The sequence below is a fragment of the Rhodococcus sp. K11/5 genome, from assembly GCF_055193735.1.
Genome location: NZ_CM143721.1, coordinates 255,470 through 277,110 on the forward strand (window position 1 = coordinate 255,470; position 21,641 = coordinate 277,110).

The 21,641-nt window shown below is 68.6% G+C and carries 19 protein-coding genes; 13 read left to right on the forward strand and 6 right to left on the reverse strand.

Annotation, left to right across the window (positions count from 1 at the left end; translation table 11 throughout):
* The first annotated feature begins 86 nt into the window (after positions 1–86).
* Positions 87–1,064 carry a Bug family tripartite tricarboxylate transporter substrate binding protein gene (locus ACY466_RS01220; protein ID WP_463249151.1) on the forward strand — a complete coding sequence of 326 codons (978 nt, stop codon included), beginning with the start codon at positions 87–89 and terminating at the stop codon, positions 1,062–1,064.
* Here the strand turns inward: ACY466_RS01220 and ACY466_RS01225 are convergent, their stop codons facing one another.
* From ACY466_RS01225 to ACY466_RS01235, 3 genes are all read right to left on the reverse strand, one after another.
* The gene (locus tag ACY466_RS01225) at positions 1,065–1,769 is read right to left on the reverse strand and encodes a type 1 glutamine amidotransferase (protein ID WP_463249153.1); all 705 of its coding nucleotides are present in this window, start codon (positions 1,767–1,769) and stop codon (positions 1,065–1,067) included.
* Complete coding sequence (locus ACY466_RS01230) at positions 1,762–3,057, reverse strand: MurT ligase domain-containing protein (RefSeq protein ID WP_463249155.1); 1,296 nt, start codon at positions 3,055–3,057, stop codon at positions 1,762–1,764. The genes ACY466_RS01225 and ACY466_RS01230 overlap by 8 nt, the downstream gene beginning before the upstream one ends.
* Positions 3,058–3,208: 151 nt before the next feature.
* On the reverse strand, positions 3,209–4,147 hold the full coding sequence (locus ACY466_RS01235; RefSeq protein ID WP_463249157.1) for an EamA family transporter: 939 nt from the start codon (positions 4,145–4,147) through the stop codon (positions 3,209–3,211).
* 72 nt (positions 4,148–4,219) lie between these two features.
* Here ACY466_RS01235 and ACY466_RS01240 point away from each other — a divergent pair, with 72 nt between their 5' ends.
* Positions 4,220–5,149 carry a LysR family transcriptional regulator gene (locus ACY466_RS01240; protein WP_463249158.1) on the forward strand — a complete coding sequence of 310 codons (930 nt, stop codon included), beginning with the start codon at positions 4,220–4,222 and terminating at the stop codon, positions 5,147–5,149.
* A gap of 25 nt (positions 5,150–5,174) precedes the next feature.
* Here the strand turns inward: ACY466_RS01240 and leuA are convergent, their stop codons facing one another.
* Together leuA and ACY466_RS01250 are read right to left on the reverse strand one after the other, a co-directional pair.
* Positions 5,175–6,989, reverse strand: coding sequence for a 2-isopropylmalate synthase (leuA, locus tag ACY466_RS01245; RefSeq protein ID WP_463249160.1), 1,815 nt, complete (start codon positions 6,987–6,989; stop codon positions 5,175–5,177).
* A gap of 129 nt (positions 6,990–7,118) precedes the next feature.
* Positions 7,119–8,798: an FUSC family protein gene (locus tag ACY466_RS01250; protein WP_463249161.1), complete on the reverse strand. Its 1,680-nt coding sequence runs from the start codon at positions 8,796–8,798 to the stop codon at positions 7,119–7,121.
* Positions 8,799–8,940: 142 nt separating this feature from the next.
* On the opposite strand from ACY466_RS01250, the gene ACY466_RS01255 reads away from it, so the two are divergent.
* Both ACY466_RS01255 and ACY466_RS01260 read left to right on the forward strand, forming a co-directional pair.
* Positions 8,941–10,206 (forward strand): aspartate kinase, encoded by a 1,266-nt coding sequence (locus ACY466_RS01255; RefSeq protein ID WP_463249163.1) that lies wholly within the window; start codon positions 8,941–8,943, stop codon positions 10,204–10,206.
* Positions 10,207–10,213: 7 nt separating this feature from the next.
* The gene (locus tag ACY466_RS01260) at positions 10,214–11,242 is read left to right on the forward strand and encodes an aspartate-semialdehyde dehydrogenase (RefSeq protein WP_463249165.1); all 1,029 of its coding nucleotides are present in this window, start codon (positions 10,214–10,216) and stop codon (positions 11,240–11,242) included.
* Positions 11,243–11,311: 69 nt separating this feature from the next.
* Here the strand turns inward: ACY466_RS01260 and ACY466_RS01265 are convergent, their stop codons facing one another.
* On the reverse strand, positions 11,312–11,509 hold the full coding sequence (locus ACY466_RS01265; RefSeq protein ID WP_463249167.1) for a PspC domain-containing protein: 198 nt from the start codon (positions 11,507–11,509) through the stop codon (positions 11,312–11,314).
* A 348-nt stretch (positions 11,510–11,857) separates the two neighbouring features.
* Here ACY466_RS01265 and ACY466_RS01270 point away from each other — a divergent pair, with 348 nt between their 5' ends.
* The 9 genes from ACY466_RS01270 (at position 11,858) to ACY466_RS01310 (ending at position 21,637) form a co-directional block, all read left to right on the forward strand.
* Entirely contained in the window at positions 11,858–12,529 is a 672-nt protein-coding gene (locus ACY466_RS01270; protein WP_463249170.1) for an HAD family hydrolase, read from the forward strand.
* 12 nt (positions 12,530–12,541) lie between these two features.
* Positions 12,542–13,783 carry a sedoheptulose 7-phosphate cyclase gene (locus tag ACY466_RS01275; RefSeq protein ID WP_463249172.1) on the forward strand — a complete coding sequence of 414 codons (1,242 nt, stop codon included), beginning with the start codon at positions 12,542–12,544 and terminating at the stop codon, positions 13,781–13,783.
* Positions 13,780–14,583, forward strand: coding sequence for an O-methyltransferase (locus ACY466_RS01280; protein WP_463249174.1), 804 nt, complete (start codon positions 13,780–13,782; stop codon positions 14,581–14,583). The genes ACY466_RS01275 and ACY466_RS01280 overlap by 4 nt, the downstream gene beginning before the upstream one ends.
* Positions 14,580–15,884 (forward strand): ATP-grasp domain-containing protein, encoded by a 1,305-nt coding sequence (locus ACY466_RS01285; protein WP_463249175.1) that lies wholly within the window; start codon positions 14,580–14,582, stop codon positions 15,882–15,884. The genes ACY466_RS01280 and ACY466_RS01285 overlap by 4 nt, the downstream gene beginning before the upstream one ends.
* Positions 15,885–15,886: 2 nt before the next feature.
* A complete protein-coding gene (locus ACY466_RS01290) occupies positions 15,887–16,948 on the forward strand; it encodes a D-alanine--D-alanine ligase family protein (RefSeq protein ID WP_463249177.1) in 1,062 nt (353 codons plus the stop codon).
* An 11-nt stretch (positions 16,949–16,959) separates the two neighbouring features.
* Positions 16,960–17,706 (forward strand): TauD/TfdA dioxygenase family protein, encoded by a 747-nt coding sequence (locus ACY466_RS01295; RefSeq protein WP_463252099.1) that lies wholly within the window; start codon positions 16,960–16,962, stop codon positions 17,704–17,706.
* A gap of 66 nt (positions 17,707–17,772) precedes the next feature.
* Positions 17,773–18,363 (forward strand): TetR/AcrR family transcriptional regulator, encoded by a 591-nt coding sequence (locus tag ACY466_RS01300; RefSeq protein ID WP_463249179.1) that lies wholly within the window; start codon positions 17,773–17,775, stop codon positions 18,361–18,363.
* Entirely contained in the window at positions 18,360–19,934 is a 1,575-nt protein-coding gene (locus ACY466_RS01305) for a flavin-containing monooxygenase (protein ID WP_463249181.1), read from the forward strand. Before ACY466_RS01300 ends, ACY466_RS01305 begins: the two co-directional genes overlap by 4 nt.
* Entirely contained in the window at positions 19,931–21,637 is a 1,707-nt protein-coding gene (locus ACY466_RS01310) for a GMC oxidoreductase (RefSeq protein WP_463249183.1), read from the forward strand. The genes ACY466_RS01305 and ACY466_RS01310 overlap by 4 nt, the downstream gene beginning before the upstream one ends.
* Positions 21,638–21,641: the final 4 nt, after the last annotated feature.

Genomic DNA, 21,641 nt, shown 5'->3' on the forward strand with positions numbered 1-21,641 from the left:
CACGGTCGCAACGGTGGATTGACGTCCTCGCACCTCCGCGTCGCCGATCGGTGTCGGGTGGTCGGCGGGTAGGGCAGGCTGAGAGAGTGCAGACCCGTCTTTCCTCCCGCCGCATCGTGGCCGCGATCCTGGCGTGCGCGCTGGTGCTCGCCGGGTGCGGGAGGTCGGTCGAATCGGCGATCACCGGCGTGGGTGAACCGGGGTTGCGCATCATCGCGCCCGCCGGCGCGGGCGGGGGATACGACTTCACGGCGCGCAGTCTCGCGCGGGCCTGGAACGCCGAGGGCACGGAGGTGGACGGCGTGCTCGTCCTTCCGGGATCGGGTGGCGTGGTCGGCCTCAATCGGATCGCGCTCGAGCGCGGAAACGACAGGCTGTTGCTCATGATGGGTCTCGGACTGGTGGGGGCTCTCGCTACCGCGCCGTCCGAGCACCGCATCGACGACGTGACCCCCATCGCGCGTCTCGTCACCGAACCGGAGGTGGTGTTGGTTCCCGCCGCGTCGCCGCTGCGCACACTCGACGATCTCCTGGCGCGGTGGCGGACGGAACCGACGACCCTGGAGTTCGCGGGCGGTTCGGCCGCGGGCGGTCCCGACGGACTGTTCCGCACCCGTTTGGCGTCGACGGTCGGTATCGATCCGGCGTCGTCGGGCTATCGCATCTACGACGGTGGGGGCGAACTGCTTCCGGCGTTACTGACCGGGCAGGTCGACGTCGCGACGACGGGGATCAGCGAGTACATCGACCAGATCGACTCGGGGACGGTGCGGGCTCTCGCGGTCAGCAGTGCCGAGCGGGTGGCCGGGGTCGACGCCCCGACCCTGCGCGAGCAGGGCGTCGACCTGACCTTCGACAACTGGCGGGGATTGCTCGCGCCACCCGGGCTGGCGCAGGAGCACACCGATCGCCTCGTCGAGGATGTCCGGGCGTTGCAGGATTCACCGGTGTGGCGAGAGATCCTGCTGCGCAACGGATGGAGCAATGCTCTGCTCACCGGATCCGAGTTCGTGGAGTTCCTGGAGGAGCAGCGCATCCTGGTCGACGAGACCATCGGCGGCTGATCACGACCGCAGGCGCTCCGTCCGCAACTGCTCCACGTCGGGGAGGTGCAGCGGCTCGAGGGTCTCGCCGAGCGCCTTCTCGAGGAGGTAGTCGGCGAGCTCGGGATTGCGGGCGAGAGCGGGACCGTGCATGTAGGTGCCGATGACGGACCCCTGGACCACGCCTTCGTTCCCGTCGCCCACACCGTTGCCGATGCCGGACTGCACTCGGGCGAACGCCGACGCATCGGGTCCGAGAGTCGTTCCGCCGCGGTGGTTCTCGAATCCGGTCAGCAGCTGAGTGAGCCCGGTCAGCGACGGCCGGGTGACGACTTCGCCGATGGAACGGTCGTGCTGGGGGGCGGTGGTGACGTCGAGCATCGACACACCGTCGACGCGCTCACCGGAGCTGGTCTCGTACCACTGCCCCAGCACCTGGATCGCGGCGCAGATGGCGAGCACCGGAGCGCCGCGGTCGGCGGCGCGTTGCAGACCGGGGTAGCGGGTGAGGTGCTTGGTGGCCAGGCGCTGGGCCGAGTCCTCCGCACCGCCGAGTACGTAGGCGTCGAGCGACTCGGGAACGGGATCGTTCAGCGTGATCGAGACGATCTCGGCGGCCCTGCCGCGCATCAGCATTCGCTGGCGCAGAACCAGCGCATTGCCACCGTCGCCGTAGGTGCCCATCACGTCGGGCAGCACCAGGCCGATGCGAAAGACGTCAGACACCGGGAGCCTCCTTCGCACCTTCGCGCGCGAGGGCTCGGCCGAGGTCACGGAAGGCCGTGTAGTTGGCGAGCACTTCGACCCGACCCGGTGGGCACGATGCGATGGCGCGCAACGGATCTCGCACCACAGTGTGACCCGCCGCGGCGTAGGTCAGGCGGACGCCGAGATCGGTCGCCCGCTCACCCGCCGCGACGACCTGCGTGTTCTCGAAGTGTTCGAAGCGCACGTCCCACAACCACGACAGGTCTTCTCCGTCGGGAACCTGTCCGTTGACGGCGATCACCAGACCGTCGGCATCGGGGTCGATCATCGACAACGCCTCCTGCCACCCGGCGGGGTTCTTGGCCAACAGCATTCGGACCGAGTGCGACCCGTACTGCACGGTGCTGTAGCGGCCGGCCACCTCCGTCACGGATGCTGCTGCGGCCACCGCGTCCTCGGGTCGGGCGCCCATCGTGACCGCGGCGGCCACGGCCTGCGCGGCGTTGCCCCGGTTCGCCCGGCCGGGCAGGCTCAGCGACATCGGGATCACGAGACCGTTCGGCCCGTACAGGTTCGTCTCGTCCAGCCACCAGTCCGGGGTGGGGCGTGCGAAGTCGGAACCCGTACTGCGCCAGTGTTCGTCCTCCCAGACGATCGGCTCGCCGGTCCGGGGGCAGCTCACCGAGTCGCCGACCCAGCCGCTCCCGGCCGCGACCCAGACCACGTTCGGGGAGTCGTACGCGGCGGAGGTCATGAGCACGTCGTCGCAGTTGGCCACGACGACCGTCTCGGGATGGCGCGCGAGCCCGGCGCGCAGTTTGCGCTCGATCATGTTGATCTCTCCGACGCGATCGAGTTGATCGCGACTGAGGTTGAGCAGCACCACGACCTGCGGGTCGACGGCGTCGCACACGTTGGGAACATGGAGTTCGTCCACCTCGAGGGCGGCGAGGGGAGCGGTGCGCCGAGCGTTGAGCGCGGCCACGATTCCGGCGTCCATGTTCGCGCCGTCCGCCTGTGTCGCCACGTCACCGAGAGTGGCGAGGGCCGCGGCCGTCATCCGGGTGGTCGTCGACTTGCCGTTGGTACCCGTGATCACCGCGGTACGGCGACCGCGGCCGAGGCGGGACATGAGGTTCGGGTCGATCTTGAGGGCGACGAGTCCACCGATCATCGATCCCTTGCCGCGCCCGGCCTTCTGGGATGCCCACGCGGCGGCGGATGCGGCGCCGAGGGCGACCCGGCCGCGGGCGCCCAGGTGCCGTCCGACTCCCGCGCCGCGGCGGGGTGAGCTGCTGTCGACCATGGTGAACGATCCTCCCACACCGGTGCCGGGGAGGCGGTTCCGCGTGTGCGAGAGCGCGTCTGCAGATTCTGCGTACGAAGTGTTCTACCGCGATCGATATTTCCCGTGCGGTTGCACGTTTCGATCGCAGAATCGCCGCCGGCGCCCACACTCAGCGAACGGGCACCTCCACCGCCGCCCGTTCGAGTGCCGTCGACCGGCGCGATCGCGTCAGCCCCCACATGCATCCCCCGATCACCACGGCCGCGCCCACGAGCGAGGCCGCGCTGGGAACCTCGTCGAGCCCCACCCACGACGCCCCGATCCCCACCACCGGGACCAGCAGCGAGAACGGCGCAACCACTCCGGCGGGGTACCGGGAGATCAGTACGGTCCACAGGCCGGAGCCGGCGATGGTGCCGACGAACACGATGTAGGCGAGCCCGACGAGGCCGGCGTACCGCCCGTCGGAGATCGACTGCCCGATGGCCGCCCATCCGCTGGCGGGGCCCTCCACCGCCGCCGAGAGCGCGAACATGGGCAGGGGTGGGATCACGCACATCCACAGCATCAGGCGCATGGGTTCGGCGGGCATGCTGGAGGCCGGTCGGGACGATTGCGTGGCCAGTCGATTGCCGAGGTTGCCGAAGGCCCAGCTGAGTCCGGCGAGCAGGGTCAGCAGCACCGGCAGCAGGGTGGCGCTCTGCGCCCGGTCCCATCCGATGACCATCATGCCGCCGACGGCGATACCGATGCCGATCCACTGGCGCGGCTGCACGTGTTCGCGCAGCAGCACCGCGCCCAGGATCACCGTGAACGGTGCGGACGACTGCAGCACCAACGACGCCAACCCGGTCGGCATCCCCGCGTTCATCGCGGCGAACAGGAACGCGAATTGGAGCAGTCCGAATCCGGTGCCGTACAGCAGAAGCCACTTCAGCGGCACGTTCGGTCGACGCACGAAGATCACCACGGGTATCGCGATGACCGCGAACCGCAGGGCGGCGAAGAAGAACGGCGGATACTCGTCGAGTCCGGCGCGGATGGCGAGAAAGTTCAGTCCCCACATCACGACGACGGAGAGGCCGAGCAGGCGATCGCGGGTGGTCATGGAAGTCAGCATGGGGTCCACGGCCGTGAAGAACAATCGAATTGTCGTTACGTGACCTTGTAGCATCGCTACATGGACGTGGCCCGCCTCAGAATCCTTCGCGAACTGGCCGACCGGGGGACCGTGGGTGCCGTCGCCGACGCCCTGTCGATGACGCCCTCGGCCGTGTCGCAGCAGCTCAAGGTGCTGGCGCGCGAGAGCGGAGTTCCGCTTCTCGAACCCGACGGGCGACGCGTCCGGCTCACCGACGCCGGTCGCGCGCTGGTCCCGCACGCCGACGACGTCCTCGCCGCGCTCGACCGTGCGCGCGCGGAGATGCAGTCGTACCGGGGAACGGCGACGGGAACGGTGCGGGTGGCTCTCTTCCCGTCGGGTGCGGCGTTGCTGTTGTCCGGGGTGCTGCGCAGAGCGCGGGCAGTGGGCGTGCAGATCGACGCCCGCGACGAGGACGTGCCCGCGTCGGCGGTACCGCAGCTGCTGGCCGACTACGACCTCGTGCTCACCCACCGCGACGAGAGAGCCCCGTCCACCGCGTCGGCCCGCGTGTCCGTGCGCACCCTGATGCGCGAGCCGATCGATCTCGTCCTACCGCGCGGCCACCGCCTCGCCGACCGGGAAGCCGTCGACGTACGCGAGCTGGCGGGGGAGCAGTGGATCAGCGTGCGCGGCGGCTTCCCCGTCGACGACGTCCTGCTCTCCGTCGCCACCATCACCGGAGTCACGCCCCGAGTGGTGCAGCGCATCAACGACTTCCGGGTGATGGAGGAGCTCGTCGCCGGCGGACACGGGGTCGCACTCATGCCCCGGTTCGCGACGACCCATCCCCGCGTGGCCCGATGCCGTATCGCCGGAGTCAAGGCGGCCCGCATCTACGAGCTGGCGACGCGGCCGCGCGCCGACGAACGGCCCGCGGTGCGAGCCGTCGTCGACGCGTTCGAGGCCGAGGTGGGCGGAACCCCCGTGACCCCGAACCCCGTGAGCCCGAACCCCGCGACCCCGTGACCCCGTGACCCCGAAACGCTGAGTCCTACGCGCGAGCCGCCCGATTCACCGCCGACACGACCGCGCGCAGGGACGCGGTGGTGATGGACGTGGCGATCCCGACGCCCCAGACCGTGACGTCGCTGCCGTCGGGCAGGGTCACGGACGCCTCGACGTAGGCCGCGGCCTGCGCGTCGTCGCCGGCGGACATGGCGTGTTCGGTGTAGCCCAGCACGCTGACCTGATAGCCGATACCGGCGAGGGCGTCGACGAACGCGGCGAGCGGTCCGTTGCCGGCCCCGGTGATCTCCTGTTCGGTGCCGTTCACCTTGACGACGGCGGCGATGGAGTCGGTACCACCGTCCACCTCCGAGGCAGCGACGCGCTGACGGATCCGCTCGAGGGGGCTGATCGGAGCCAGGTACTCCTCGGAGAAGACGTCCCACATGGCCTTGGCCGAGACCTCGCCACCCTCACCGTCGGTGACGCGCTGCACGGCGGAGGAGAACTCGATCTGCAGGCGGCGCGGCAGCATCAGACCGTGGTCGGCCTTCATGATGTACGCGACGCCGCCCTTGCCCGACTGCGAATTGACGCGGATCACGGCCTCGTAGGAGCGGCCGACGTCCTTGGGGTCGATGGGCAGGTACGGAACCTGCCACAGGATGTCGTCGACATCCGAATCCTGCTCGTCCGCAGATACTTTCATCGCGTCGAGCCCCTTGTTCACGGCGTCCTGGTGGCTGCCCGAGAACGCGGTGTAGACCAGATCACCGCCGTACGGGTGGCGCTCGGCGACGGGGAGCTGGTTGCAGTACTCCACCGTGCGGCGGATCTCGTCGATGTTGGAGAAGTCGATCTGCGGGTCGACGCCGCGGGTGAACAGGTTGAGCCCCAACGTGACCAGGCAGACGTTGCCCGTGCGCTCGCCGTTGCCGAACAGGCAGCCCTCGATCCGATCCGCGCCGGCCTGGTAGCCGAGTTCCGCTGCGGCGACGCCGGTTCCGCGATCGTTGTGGGGGTGCAGACTCAGCACGATGCTGTCGCGTCGGGCCAAGTTGCGATGCATCCACTCGATGGAGTCGGCGTAGACGTTCGGAGTGGCCATCTCGACGGTGGCGGGCAGGTTGAGAATCATCGGGCTCTGCGGGGTGGGCGCGATGATCTCGGAGACCGCGTCGCACACGCGCAGCGCGTACTGCAGCTCCGTGCCGGTGTAGGACTCGGGCGAGTACTCGTATCGCCAGTCGGTGTACGGGAACTTCGCCGCTTCCTCGAGCACCTTGCGGGCACCGTCGGTGGCGATCTTCTCGATCGTGTCCTCGTCCGCGCGGAAGACCACCTTGCGCTGCAGGATCGAGGTCGAGTTGTAGAAGTGCACGATGACCTTGCGCGCTCCTTCGCACGCGAGGAAGGTGCGTTCGATCAGTTCGGGGCGGCACTGCGTCAGGACCTGGATGGTGACGTCGTCCGGAATCGCGCCGTCGTCGATGATCTCGCGGACGAAGTCGAAGTCGGTCTGGCTCGCGGACGGGAAGCCGACCTCGATCTCCTTGTAGCCCATGCGGACGAGGAGTTCGAACATCCGGCGCTTACGGGCGGGACTCATCGGATCGATCAGTGCCTGGTTGCCGTCACGGAGGTCCACGGCGCACCACTGGGGCGCGCGGTCGATCACCTTGTCGGGCCAGGTGCGGTCGGGGAGCGTGACGGGCTCGACCTCGTCGGCGAACGGGCGATACCGGTAGGTGGGCATCGACGAGTTCTTCTGGGTGTTCCAGACGGGCTGATCGGACGGCGCGGGCTTCGTCGGGGTGGTGACGGTGCGCGATCCGGATACGAATGCGTCGGCGGGTGACATGAGTTCTCCGTAGGAAAGAGGGGTTCGACCGGCGCCGAGAGACCCGCGACGGGGAGCCGGTCTGTGGATCAGACCCCGTCGCGGCGACGAAGGAGAAGCGTGCGTGCGGCGCCGAACATGGCCGTCACCCTACTCCGTTCCCGTGCGGCCGGGCACCAGGATGGCGTCGGCTCGATCGGTCCAGGTCTCGCGGGCCGCGAGGTGCTCACCGGTGGGGACCGCCCAGCACGCCGACAGCAGGTCGTACCCGTACGCGTCCACCACCGTGTGCGTCGGCCACACCGAGGCGGTCCACGCGGGGTCGTCGTTGGCGGCGTGTTCGGCCGCCAACGCGGCCCCCACCAGCTCGAACTGCAGGTCACGGCGCAGCGACATGGCCGTCGGTGCCGTGGGCGGCACGTCCTCGAGATCGTCGAGAAGCCGGACGGCGGTCGTCATCACGCGTTGATCGCACCACCGCAGGCAGCGTCGGTAGGAGCGCGGGGCGACCACCCACATCGCCGCGAACGCGCAGACGACACCGATGAGCGTCTCGAGAAGACGTTCGGCCGCGAGAGGCCAGGCCTGCGCGCCGGGGTGCGCCGCTCCGCCGATGAGGAGGGCCAGCGGGGTGATGAACGCGACGGCGATGCCGTAGTTCCGGGCGATGAACAGCTCGACGAGAAACTGCAGACCCATCAACAGCAGGACCAGGGCGACACCGCTCGGGGACAGCGAGAACAGCACGGCGAACGCGACGACGCCGACCACGGTGCCCGCGAGGCGATGGACCCCTCGCACGGCGCCACGGCGGCGATCGAGCCCCTGCTGCAGGATCAGCACGGTGGACACGACGGCCCAATCGGGTCGGTCCAGCCCCAGCGCCACGCTCATGGCGCCGGCGGCCAGCGAGGCGATCAGCACCCGCGCCGCGGTGGTCACCGCGTGGGATGACGGATGCAGCCCACGGTGCAGGCGGTATCCGATCGTCGGGCCGGCCATGGGGATGGACCCGTCGTCGGGCCCGTCCGGATCGCCCGCGAACGACGCGTGGGCTCGCCGGAGTCGTCGGACAAGCTCGTCGTCCGGGCGTCGGGCGGGAAGCCGCGCGGCGTGCACGGCCGACCACCCCGCGTGCAGGGCGGACGCGGCCCGGTGCCGCGCGGGCGTCGCGGGCTCGCGGGCGTGGACCACCTCGCGAAACGCGGCCACCGCCCGTTCGGCCGCCGCCACCGCGGCGGTCTCGGGGGCGGACCGATCCCGCAGCGCCGGCGACATCGACACCGCGAGCGCCCACACCGCACCGATCGCGACGCATGCCGAATTGGTCGCGGCGGACATCCCGGTCTGCGGGACCAGCGTCGAGATCGCACAGGTGAGGACGAAGAAGAAGGCACCCGGCGGTCCGAGTCGCAGGGCGTCGACGACGAACGCGGCCACCGTGCCGACCAGCGAGAGCGCCACCACCACCGCGATCGCCCCCACCAGCGTCGTCCGCGGCGACAGGGCCTCGCCGATGACGCCGCCCACCGTCGCCGACGCGACCAGGGCGAGACCGGCGAGCAGCACCACCGACAGCCGTGCCCGGAACGGGCGCCCCTCGCCGTAGACGGCGGCGAATCCGCCCGTCGCGGTCAGCAGGGCCTCGGTCTCGAAACCGAGCGCGAGGAAGACGAGCGCGGGGACCCCGAACGCGGCCGCGGCCCGCAGACCGCCGGGCCACCGCGGCCCGACGGCGGGGAGGGCGACGAACAGCGACCGACGCCGCGCGGGACGGGGCGGGGGATGCGCCGAATCGGACGTATCGCCGCTGTTCGTCCCCCTGTTCACAGCCCGATGGTAGGGCCCCGGCGAGGTCGGGCGCTGCACGCAGTGCACGCCACGCAGGTGCTTCTCGGTAGGCTGCGAGGCGGTCACCGGCCCCGGAGACCGGGATTCGGCCCCACCGTTCGTCGCAGGAGGTAGTACCAGCGTGGCACTCGTCGTTCAGAAGTACGGAGGATCCTCGGTGGCTACCGCCGAGCGGATCCGGCGCGTCGCTGAACGGATCGTCGAGACCAAGCGCGCAGGTAACGACGTCGTCGTGGTCGTCTCGGCCATGGGTGACACCACGGACGAACTTCTCGATCTCGCCCAGCAGGTCTGTCCGGCTCCCCCCGCTCGCGAGATGGACATGCTGCTGACCTCCGGCGAGCGCATCTCCAACGCCCTCGTGGCGATGGCCATCCACTCCCTCGGCGCCGAGGCACGCTCGTTCACCGGCTCGCAGGCCGGCGTCGTCACCACCAGCGTCCACGGCAACGCCAAGATCATCGACGTCACTCCCGGTCGCGTCCGCGACGCACTCGACGAGGGTTCGATCGTTCTCGTGGCCGGCTTCCAGGGCGTCAGCCAGGACAGCAAGGACGTCACGACGCTGGGACGTGGCGGATCCGACACCACGGCCGTGGCCCTGGCCGCCGCGCTGAACGCCGACGTGTGCGAGATCTACACCGACGTCGACGGCATCTTCTCCGCCGACCCGCGCATCGTCCCGAACGCCCGCCATCTGGCGAAGGTCTCGTTCGAGGAGATGCTCGAGATGGCGGCGTGCGGCGCGAAGGTGCTCATGTTGCGCTGCGTCGAGTACGCCCGCCGTTACGACGTGCCCGTGCACGTCCGCTCGTCCTACACCACCAAACCAGGGACCATCGTGTCCGGATCCATGGAGGACATTCCAATGGAAGAAGCCATCCTCACCGGTGTCGCCCACGATCGCAGCGAGGCCAAGATCACCGTGGTCGGTCTGCCGGACGAGCCGGGTTACGCGGCCAAGATCTTCCGCGCGGTGGCCGACGCCGAGATCAACATCGACATGGTGCTGCAGAACATCTCGAAGGTGGAGACGGGCAAGACCGACATCACCTTCACCCTGCCCAAGGCCGACGGTCCGCGCGGGGTGGAGAAGTTGACGGCCCTGCAGGGCGAGATCGGGTTCTCCCGCGTCCAGTACGACGACCACATCGGCAAGGTCTCGCTGATCGGTGCGGGCATGAAGTCCCACCCCGGCGTCACCGCCACGTTCTGCGAGGCGCTCGCCGAAGCCGGCATCAACATCGATCTGATCAGCACCTCCGAGATTCGCATCTCGGTGCTCACCAAGGACACCGAGCTCGACGACGCGGTGCGTGCCCTGCACGCCGCGTTCGACCTCGGTGGCGACGAACAGGCCGTGGTGCACGGCGGAACCGGAAGGTAGCCACAACATGGGTCTGAACATCGGCGTCGTCGGAGCCACCGGTCAGGTGGGTGCCGTCATGCGAAAACTGTTGGTGGAACGCAATTTCCCGGCCGATTCGGTGCGGTTCTTCGCCTCGTCTCGGTCTGCGGGAAAGACACTGCCGTGGGGCGACGGCGAGATCGTCGTCGAGGACACGGCCACCGCGGACCCGTCGGGTCTGGACATCGCGCTCTTCTCGGCGGGGGCCACCATGTCCCGCGAGCAGGCACCGAGGTTCGCGGCCGCCGGGGTCACCGTCATCGACAACTCGTCGGCGTGGCGCAAGGACCCGGACGTGCCGCTGGTGGTCAGCGAGGTCAACCCCGAGGCCACGAAGAACCTGACCAAGGGCATCATCGCCAACCCCAACTGCACCACGATGGCCGCCATGCCGGTGCTGAAGGTCCTGCACGACGAGGCGGTGTTGCAGCGGCTGATCGTGTCGAGCTACCAGGCGGTCTCCGGCAGCGGACTCGCCGGTGTCGAGGAACTCGCCACCCAGGCGCGCGCCGTGATCGACGACGCCGAGAAGCTGGTGCACGACGGCAGCGACGCCCCGTTCCCCGCCCCCGGTGTCTACACCGAGCCCATCGCCTTCAACGTGCTTCCGCTGGCCGGATCGCTCGTGGACGACGGGTCCGGGGAGACCGACGAGGACCAGAAGCTGCGCAACGAGTCGCGCAAGATCCTCGGACTCCCGGAGCTCCTGGTCAGCGGCACGTGTGTTCGCGTACCGGTGTTCACCGGCCACTCGCTGTCGATGAACGTGGAGTTCGCGAACCCGCTGTCCGTCGAGCGAGCGAAGGAACTCCTGTCGTCGGCCCCCGGTGTGCGCGTCGTCGACGTCCCGACGCCGCTGCAGGCCGCCGGTGCCGACGATTCGCTGGTCGGTCGCATCCGGCAGGACCCGGGCGTTCCCGACGGGCGCGGCCTCGCCCTGTTCGTCTCGGGTGACAATCTCCGTAAGGGCGCCGCTCTGAACACGATCCAGATCGCCGAGCTGTTCGTCGACTAGTCGACCCGCCCGTCACGAAAGCCCGCCCCGAGACTCTCGGGGCGGGCTTTCGTGGTTCGCGGTCGCCGGTCAGTACGTCGCCTTGGGGACCACCATCCACATGATGAGGTAGATGACGAACTGCGGGCCGGGCAGCGCGCACGACAGGACGAACAGGAACCGGACCAGATTGGCGTTGAGGCCGAAGCGCTCGGCGAGGCCGCCGCAGACGCCGGCGATCCACTTGCTGCGCCGGGAGCGGGTGAGTCGGCGGGCCGGTGCGGTCATGGTGTGCTCCTCGTGGTCGACGGTGATACGTGAGTGTCCGTGCTGCATGAGTATCCGTCATGCCCGAATCTCCGAGCGTCGTTTCCGACGCGGGTAGCCACCCAACGGACGAACCCGATCCAGAAGTTCCCGCCCGGTCCCGGAAGTTCTCACGAGGAAAACGGTCCTTTTGGCCTCCGCATCCGAATGACTACACGTGGCGCGGCGGCGCCATGCACCGCGTGGAATCCCAGCGCGGTGATCGCAGGATCCCCCGCCGACGCCCCTTCCGCTGTTCTCGTCGGCGATCGCGTCCTCGACGTCGTCCGGTGAGCACCCCGCAGTGGAAGCACGAAAGGAACCTCTTCCATGTCCGCCATCCTGTTCGGTTCGATCTCCACCCTCGTCGACACCTCCGAACTCCAGCGTCGATCCTTCAACGACGCGTTCGCCCAGCACGACCTGGACTGGAACTGGTCGCGCGAGGACTACCGCTCGATGATGGGCACCAACGGTGGCGCGCAGCGCATCGCCGATTTCGCGTCGTCCCGCGGCCAGGACGTCGATGCGTCCGCCGTCCACGCCACCAAGTCCGAGCGGTTCCGTGCGCTCCTCGCCGAGACGTCCGTCGAGCCGCGCCCGGGTGTCGTGGAGACCATCGCGGCGGCCAAGGACAACGGCATGCGTCTCGGATTCGTGACCACCACGTCGGCGGAGAACGTGGCGGCGGTGTTGACGGCCCTCGAGTCGCACATCGCTGCGAACACCTTCGACGTCGTCGTCGACGGGTCCGACGTGGAGCAGGGCAAGCCGGACGCGGCGTCCTACACGTTCGCCCTGAAACAGCTCGGGGAGCAGGCCGGGGAATGCGTCGCGATCGAGGACAACGAAGGTGGCGTGCGCGCAGCCGCAGCCGCCGACGTGACCTGCGTCGCGTTCCCCAACGAGAACACCGCGGGCGGAGATTTCGCCGCCGCGACCGAGACGGTCGAGTCCCTGGATCCGCAGCAGGTCCGTCGACTCGCCACTGCGAGCAATTAGGAGCGACACACGATGAGCAACCTCCAGGCAAGCGTCACCGCCGGTGACAAGTCCTTCCACGTCGAGGGCTACGAAAAGATCGAATACGACCTGCTGTACGTCGACGGTGTGTTCTCCGTCGACAGCACCGAACTCGCCGACAGCTACCGCCCCTACGGCCGCTGCCTGATGGTGGTGGACGAGAGCGTCCTCGAGCACTACGGCGAGCAGATCCACACCTACTTCGATCACCACGGCATCGAGCTGACCACGGTCGCCGTGCAGATCCGCGAGACGGCGAAGTCCCTCGAGACCTTCGAGCGCATCGTCGGCGAGTTCGACGCGTTCGGTCTGGTGCGGACCGAGCCGGTGTTGGTCGTCGGCGGCGGCCTCACCACCGACGTCGCTGGTTACGCCTGCGCGAGCTACCGACGCAACACCCCGTACATCCGTATCCCCACCACGCTCATCGGCCTCATCGACGCCAGCGTGTCCATCAAGGTCGCGGTCAACTACGGCAAGCACAAGAACCGGCTCGGCGCGTACCACGCGTCGCAGAAGGTGCTGCTGGACTTCAGCTTCATGAAGACTCTGCCCGAGGACCAGATCCGCAACGGCATGGCCGAGCTGATCAAGATCTCCGTGGTGGGCAACTCCGAGATCTTCGACATGCTCGATTCGCACGGACCGGATCTGCTGCGCACGCACTTCGGACACCTCGACGGCAGTGCCGAACTGCGCGAGATCGGCGACCGCCTCACCTACAAGGCGATCGAGACGATGCTCGAGCTCGAGGCACCGAACCTGCACGAGATCGATCTGGACCGGGTCATCGCGTTCGGACACACCTGGAGCCCGACGCTCGAGCTCGCGCCCGAGGTGCCGTTCTTCCACGGCCACGCGATCAACATCGACATGGCACTGTCCACGACGCTCGCCGAGCAGCGCGGCCACCTGTCGGTCGACGATCGTGACCGGGTACTGGGAGTCATGAGCCGTCTCGGACTCTCGCTCACCAGCCCGCACCTCACCCCGGAGCTGCTCACCGAGGCGACCAACTCCATCCTCAAGACGCGCGACGGCATGTTGCGGGCGGCCGTTCCCGATCCCATCGGGACGTGCACGTTCCTCAACGACGTCTCCACCGACGAGCTCTCGGACGTGTTGACGCTGCACAACAAGATCTGCCAGGACTTCGACCGTCAGGGCGAGGGCGTCGACACCTTCACCCTTCCGGAGAGCGAGCAGGCCGTCGGGAAGGCCACGGCTCGGTGACTTCTCGCCCTCGCCCGGTGACTCCGGTGGCGATCCTGGCCGAGGAGCTGGACCACGTGGCCCAGCTCCTCGGCCGGGTCGACGGGGTGGACCCCGACATCCTGGACCGGCTCCACCGCGCCCGTGATCTCGCGGGTGGGATGGACCCCTACCTCGATGCGTCCACCACCGCCGAGTCGCCGGCGCTCGCCGACCTCGCGCGGCGCACCCGCGACGCGGACTGGGGTGACGGCACCCTGGAGCAGGAGATGCTCTCCGGCCACGTGGAGGGTCAGGCCCTCAAGATGCTCGTGCGGCTCGCTCGCGCGTCGCGTGTTCTCGAGATCGGCATGTTCACCGGCTACTCCGCACTGGCGGCGGCCGAGGCCGTTACCGACGGCGGCGAGGTGGTGGCGTGCGAGGTGGACGCGGCGGTGGCCGAGTTCGCCCAGCAGTCGTTCGCCGCATCCCCGGTCGGTGACCGGATCACGGTGTACGTGGGTCCGGCGGCCGACACCCTGACGGCTCTCGACGCCGAAAACCGGCAGTTCGACTTCGTGTTCATCGACGCGGACAAGTCCGGGTACCTCGGCTACCTCGAGACGCTGCTCGACTCGACGTTGCTGGCTCCGGGCGCGATCGTCGCGGTCGACAACACCCTCCTGCAGGGCGAGCCGTATCTGCCCTCCGCGCCGACCGCCAACGGGGCGGCGATCCGCGACTTCAATCGCGCCGTCGCCGACGACCCCCGAGTGGAGCAGGTGCTGCTTCCGCTGCGCGACGGCCTCACCCTGATCCGGCGCATCGACGTCGGCGAATGAGCGCGAACGCGGGGCGAACCCTCGCGGCCCTGGGTGCGCTGACCGCCACCCTGCCCATCGACGCCGCGCTGGTGGCGGGGGCGGCCGTGGCGCATCGACTGCGCCGCGCGCCTGCCCCCGCGCCTGCCGCGGAGCGCCGGACCGTCATGATCAGCGGCGGGAAGATGACCAAGGCACTCCAACTCGCGCGGTCCTTCCACGCCGCGGGTCATCGCGTGGTGCTCGTCGAATCGGCGAAGTATCGCCTGACGGGCCACCGGTTCTCGAACGCGGTGGATGCCTTCCACTGCATTCCGGAACCGACGGCCCCGAACTTCGCGGAGGCGTTGGCGGACATCGTCCGTCGGGAGCGAGTGGACGTGTTCGTGCCCGTGTCCAGCCCGGCGTCGAGTGTGTTCGAGGCGGACGCCCGACGCGTACTGGACGAGTTGTGCGAGACCGTGCACGTCGACGGACCCACGGTGCGCATGCTCGACGACAAGACCGCGTTCTCCGAGGCCGCGTCGAAACTCGGTCTCCGGGTTCCGGATTGGCGGCTCGTCACCGACCCGGCGCAGGTGGAGGATTTCGACTTTCCGGTCGGGCGCAGTTACATCCTCAAGCGTCTGGCGTACAACCCGGTGGGCCGCATGGACCTCACCCCGCTCACGCGGGAGACCCCGGAGCGCAATGCGGCGTTCGCGCGGAGCCTGTCGATCTCGGCCGACGATCCCTGGATCCTGCAGCAGTTCGTCACCGGTCAGGAGTACTGCACGCACGGCACCGTCCGGGACGGTTCCCTGCAGGTCTACGGGTGCTGCGTGTCCTCGGCGTTCCAGGTCAACTACGAGATGGTGGACAAGCCCGAGATCCTGCGGTGGGTCGAGCATTTCGTGTCCGAACTCGGCCTCACCGGTCAGGCGTCCTTCGACTTCATCGAGAGCGACGACGGTGAGGTGTACGCGATCGAATGCAATCCGCGCACCCACTCCGCGATCACGATGTTCCACGATCACCCCGGGGTGTCCGCGGCCTACCTCGAAACGGGCCGAGACATGATCACGCCGCGTCCCGGTGCCCGGCCGACGTACTGGATCTACCACGAACTCTGGCGTCTGCTCACCGAGTCCGGTCGCGCGCACCGGTTGCGAACCGTTCTGCGCGGAAAGGACGCGATCCTCACCCGCTCGGATCCGCTGCCGTACTTCATGGTTCATCACGTGCAGATTCCCGCGTTGCTGCTGAAGAACCTGCGGGCGCGTCGCGGGTGGACCCGGATCGACTTCAACATCGGCAAACTCGTGGAATCGGGAGGCGACTGATCATGACTCGGCGGGTGCTTCATCTGGCCGGATCGGCGGTGAGTCGGTTCTTCGCCGACCTGTCCCTCGTCTACGCCGCGAACGCCGTCGAGGCGCTGGCCGATCCGACGCGCTACGACTTCGTGCTCGCCTACGTCTCGCCCGACGGTTCGTGGCGCTTCTCCGACTCCTACGCGCTTCCCGATCTCGATCGCGCGCCGGCCCTGTCGTTGGCCGATGCGATCGCCCACATCGCCTCGTCGGCCATCGATGTGGTTCTGCCGCAGATGTTCTGCGTACCGGGGATGACCACCTACCGGTCCCTGTTCGACGCGTTGAGGATCCCGGTCGTGGGAAATGCCCCGCACGTGATGGCGATGACCGCGGACAAGGCCGTGGCCCGCGCCGTCGTGGCCGCGGCCGGGGTCGCCGTTCCCCCGGGTGAGGTGCTGCGAGCGGGCGAGAGGCCGACGCTGCCGGTACCCGCCGTGGTCAAACCCGTCGACGCCGACAACTCGGTGGGGGTGACGCTGGTGCGCGACGAGGCCGATTTCGCGGATGCACTCGATGCCGCGTGGCAGGAGTCGCCGACCGCGCTGGTGGAGACCTACATCGAACTCGGCCGAGAAGTACGGTGCGGCATCGTGGTTCGTGGCGGTGAACTGATCTGCCTTCCGCTCGAGGAGTACGCGGTGGACAGCTCGACCAAGCCCGTCCGGGGCCGAGACGACAAGCTGACGCGCACCGACGACGGGCAGCTGGTGCTCGTGGCCAAGAACGACACTCGGGCGTGGATGGTGCCGACCACGGACCCGGTCACCGAGCGGGTGTGGGAAGCGGCGCGCCGCGCGCACGTCGCGTTGGGGTGCCGCGACTACAGCCTCTTCGACTTCCGCATCGACCCCGACGGCAAGCCGTGGTTCCTCGAGGCCGGGCTGTACTGCTCGTTCGCCCGGACCAGCGTGATCGCGATGATGGCGAAGGAAGCCGGCATCGAGGTCGGCGATCTCTTCGCGGACGCGCTGCGGGAAGTGCGCCGACGAACCCTGCTCGACCATTCGACGATCGAAGGAGCGCAACTGTGAACGTGACGGAGATGTCCCCCATCGGCGCCCGCGTGGCGGACGCTCGGGTGGACGCGCTGGGTGACGACGCCGTCACCGAGGTGCGTCGGCTGTTGGCCGAGCACGGTGTGCTGGTGTTCACCGAGCAGGACGCCGACAACGAGGCGTTCCTCGCTTTCCTGCGGAGCTTCGGCCGCACGGTGTTCACCGTGGGGGAGACGCCGGTACCCGGATTCCCCGACCTCAACGTGATCAGCAACGTGGGCCGGACGACACCGCCGAAGTCGACGTTCCACGTCGACACCAGCTACGTGGCGCATCCCCCCGTCTACACCTCGCTCCGGGCGGTCACCGTTCCCGCCGAGGGCGGGCAGACGCTGTTCACCGATCAGTACCGGGCGTACGACACGCTCGATCCGGAATTGCGCGAGAAGCTGGACGGCCGCACCGTCACGCACGTCGTCACCGGGGTGGACCCGGGCGACGACCAGGAGACGTCGGCCGAGCACCCGCTGTTCGCGGTGCATCCGATCTCGGGTCGCACGTCGATCTACCTGTCGACCCCGCAGCGCTGTGTCGCGGTCAGCGGCATGACCGCGGAGGAGTCGGCCGAGGTGGTGCTGGAGCTGTTCGAGCACTGCACCGCCGAGGAGAACACGCTGCGGCACCGGTGGTCGCCGGGCGACGTGGTCATCTGGGACAACCGGGTCGTCATGCACAAGGCGGACCACTCCGGCGTCGTGGGGGATCGCGTCATGCATCGGGGGATGGTGGCCTGACGCTCGGCGAGGGAAAACTTACAATCAGTCTGGACTGTTTGTAAGTTTCCCGCTATCGTCGATGGTGTGACCGAGACCACCAACGATCCCGAGGTGCCCGTGCGACGCACGCAGGCCGATCGGACCGCCGAAACGCGGGGAAAGCTGCTCGACGCCGCTGTCGACACGCTCGTCGAGCTCGGCTACTCCCGCGCCAGTACGCAGGAGATCGCCCGCCGGGCGGGCGTGTCCCGGGGCGCGCAGTTGCACCACTTCCCCACCAAGGAATCACTGGTGGTCGCCGCCGTCGAACACCTCGTCGAGCGTCGCCTCGACGAGATCCTGGGTGCTCGGCGTGACAAGGCACCCGGTCCGGACCTTCTTCTCGACGCGTTCTCCGGACCGCTGTTCGACGCCGCCCTCGAGTTGTGGGTGGCTGCCCGCACCGACGCGTCGTTGCACGAGAAGGTCGAGCCGCTCGAGCGGCGCGTCGCCGACGCCCTGCAGCTGGGCGGACGAGAACTGTACGGGGACACCATGTCTCCCGCCGCCCTCGATCTGAGTATCGAACTGGCGCGCGGGTTGGCGGTGTCCGCCATTTTCCGAACGCCCGAAGAGGAGCGCGAGATGCGAGCACGTCTGTTACCGGTATGGGAGGCAATGGTGAGGAAGTCATGACCACGGCGAATCGATCCGACGCGCACGCAGAGGCGCAGAGCCTGCCGGAGTCGCGGAGCCTGCCCGCCCACGTCGACGTTCTGGTGGTCGGCGCCGGCTTCGCCGGAATGGGGGTGACGGCGCGGATCCTGCAGAAGGATCCCGGCGCGGACATCCTCATGATCGAGCGCGGACACGACGTGGGGGGAACCTGGCGGGACAACACGTATCCCGGTGTGGCGTGCGACGTTCCGACCTCGCTGTACTCGTTCTCGTTCGCACCGTCGCCGGAGTGGAGTCACACCTTCGCGCGCGGGCCGGAGATCTACTCCTACCTCCGCGACGTCGCCGATCGCTTCGGTCTCCGCCGGCGGTTGGTCACCGGCTGCGCCCTGGTCGGCGCGCAGTGGAGCGACGCGGACGAGCGGTGGACCGTGGAGACCGAACGCGGCACGCTGACCGCGCGGATCCTGGTGGCCGCGACCGGAACTCTGTCCACTCCGAAACTTCCGAACGTGCCCGGACTGAACGACTTTCGTGGGCACACGTTCCACTCGGCGACCTGGGACCACGACTACGACCTGACGAACAAGCGCGTCGCGGTCGTGGGTACCGGAGCGTCCGCCATCCAGTTCGTGCCGGAGATCGCCCCGAAGGCCGAGCACCTCGTCGTCTTCCAACGCACGCCGGCGTGGGTCGTTCCTCGCGCCGACCGCACCCGAGGCCCCCTCGAGCGCGCGCTCTACCGCCGCGCTCCGTGGACCTTGAAGCTCCAGCGCGGCGCCATCTACGGTTACCGCGAGTTCTACGTCGAGATGATGGCCAAGCGCCCGCAGCTCCTCGGTGTCGCGCGCGCGGTGGCCATGAGCTTCCTGCGTCTGAAGGTGCGGGACAAGCGCACGCGGGCGAAGCTCACCCCGGACTACCGCATCGGGTGCAAGCGGATGCTGTTGTCCAACGACTGGTTCACCACGCTCGAGCGCCCGGACGTCACCCTGGTGAACTCCGGTCTGACGTCCGTGACGCCGACGGGCGTGGTCGACGCCACCGGCACCGAACACGCCGTCGACGCCATCGTGTTCGGGACCGGGTTCACCCCCACCGAGCCGCCGGTGGCCCACCTGCTCCGAGGGCGGGACGGTTCGACGCTGGCCGAGCACTGGGCCGGCAGTCCGCACGCCTACCGCGGCACCACCGTGAACGGTTTTCCCAACCTGTTCATGATGTACGGGCCGAACACCAACCTCGGCCACAGCTCCATCGTGTACATGCTCGAATCGCAGTCCGCCTACGTGGAATCGGCGCTCGAGCAGATGGCGGAGAAGAACATCGGTGTCGTGGACGTCCGCGAGGATGCCGTGGAGCAGTGGAACGCGAAACTCGACGACGACCTCGAGGGCACCGTGTGGAACACCGGCGGCTGTTCGAGTTGGTACCTGGACGCGAAGGGGCGGAACTCGGCGATGTGGCCGACCTTCACGTGGCTGTTCCGTCGGGCGACGAAACGGTTCGACATCGAGAACTACACGACGCGACGGCGCTCGCCGGTCACCGGCGTTGCTGCCCCCACCGAGGAGAGGTCCGCAGTATGAAGAACACGTACGACGTGATCGTGATCGGCTCGGGATTCGGCGGCAGTGTGTCGGCGCTCCGGCTGACGGAGAAGGGCTACCGCGTGGGGGTTCTGGAATCCGGCCGACGGTTCGAGGACCACGAGCTGCCGAAGACCAGCTGGCGTCTGCGAAAGTACTTGTGGGCGCCGATGATCGGGTGCTACGGCCTCCAGCGCATCCACCTGCTGCCCAACGTGTTGGTCATGGCGGGTGCCGGCGTGGGCGGTGGATCGTTGAACTACGCGAACACGCTCTACCAGCCGCCGGAGCCGTTCTTCCGGGACCCGCAGTGGGGCGACATCACGGACTGGCAGGACGAGTTGGTGCCGTACTACAAGCAGGCTCGACGCATGCTCGGCGTCGAGGACAACCCGTCGATCACCCCCGCGGACAAGATCATGCGCGACATCGCCGAGGAGATGGGTGTCGGCGACACGTTCTCCACGACTCCGGTCGGAGTGTTCTTCGGCCAACCGGGTGACCGCGGCCGGGAGACGGCGGACCCGTACTTCGGCGGCGTCGGCCCCACGCGCACCGGCTGCACCGAGTGCGGTGCGTGCATGACCGGGTGCCGGGTCGGTGCGAAGAACACGCTCGTGAAGAACTATCTGTACCTGGCGGAAAAGGCCGGCGCCGTGGTGCACCCGTTGACCACGGTCACCTCGGTGGCCCCGCGACCCGGCGGCGGGTACGAGGTCACGACGCGCCGTACCGGCGCGAAGCTACGCCGGACGACGACCGTGATGACGGCGGATCAGGTGGTGTTCGCGGCCGGGACGTACGGGACGCAGAAGCTCATGTTGGCGATGAAGGAATCCGGCACCCTGCCGAAGCTGTCGGACAAGCTCGGATCCGTCGTCCGCACCAACTCCGAGGCGGTCCTCGCGGCCACGGCCCGCGACCGCCAGGTCGACTACACGCAGGGCGTGGCGATCACCTCGTCCTTCCACCCCAACGATCACACCCACATCGAGCCGGTGCGGTACGGCAAGGGCAGCAACGCGATCGGGTTGTTGCAGACGGTGTTGAGCGACGGCGGAGGAAAGCTCCCGCGGCCGCTCGCCACCCTGAAGGTCGCCCTGAAGAACCCGGCCGCGACTCTGCGCAGCCTGTCCGTGAAGAACTGGTCCGAGCGCACGGTCATCGCGCTGGTGATGCAGACCGACGACAACTCGCTCGAGCTCGGATCGAAGAAGGGGCGCTTCGGCCGCCGGTTGACCTCACGCCCGGGAAGCGGCAGCCCGCCGCCCAAGTGGATCCCCGAGGGCCACACCGCCATCCGCAAGGCCGCGGACATGATCGACGGCGACCCCGGCGGCTCGTTCGCGGACGTGTTCGACATTCCGATGACGGCCCACTTCCTGGGCGGCGCCGTCATCGGCGCCACGCCGGAACGCGGCGTGATCGACGCCTACCACCGTGTGTTCGGGTACGAGGGTCTGCACGTGGTGGACGGTTCGGCCGTCAGTGCGAACCTGGGGGTGAACCCGTCGCTGACCATCACCGCGCAGGCCGAGCGAGCAATGGCGTTGTGGCCCAACCACGGTGAGGCCGATCCGCGTCCGCCGCAATCGGCGGGGTACGAACCGGTCAAGCCCGTCCGTCCGTCGAACCCGGTGGTACCCGACGACGCGCCGGGAGCGCTGCGCCTGCCGTTGACGGTGGTGGGTCAGGGGCACTGACGAC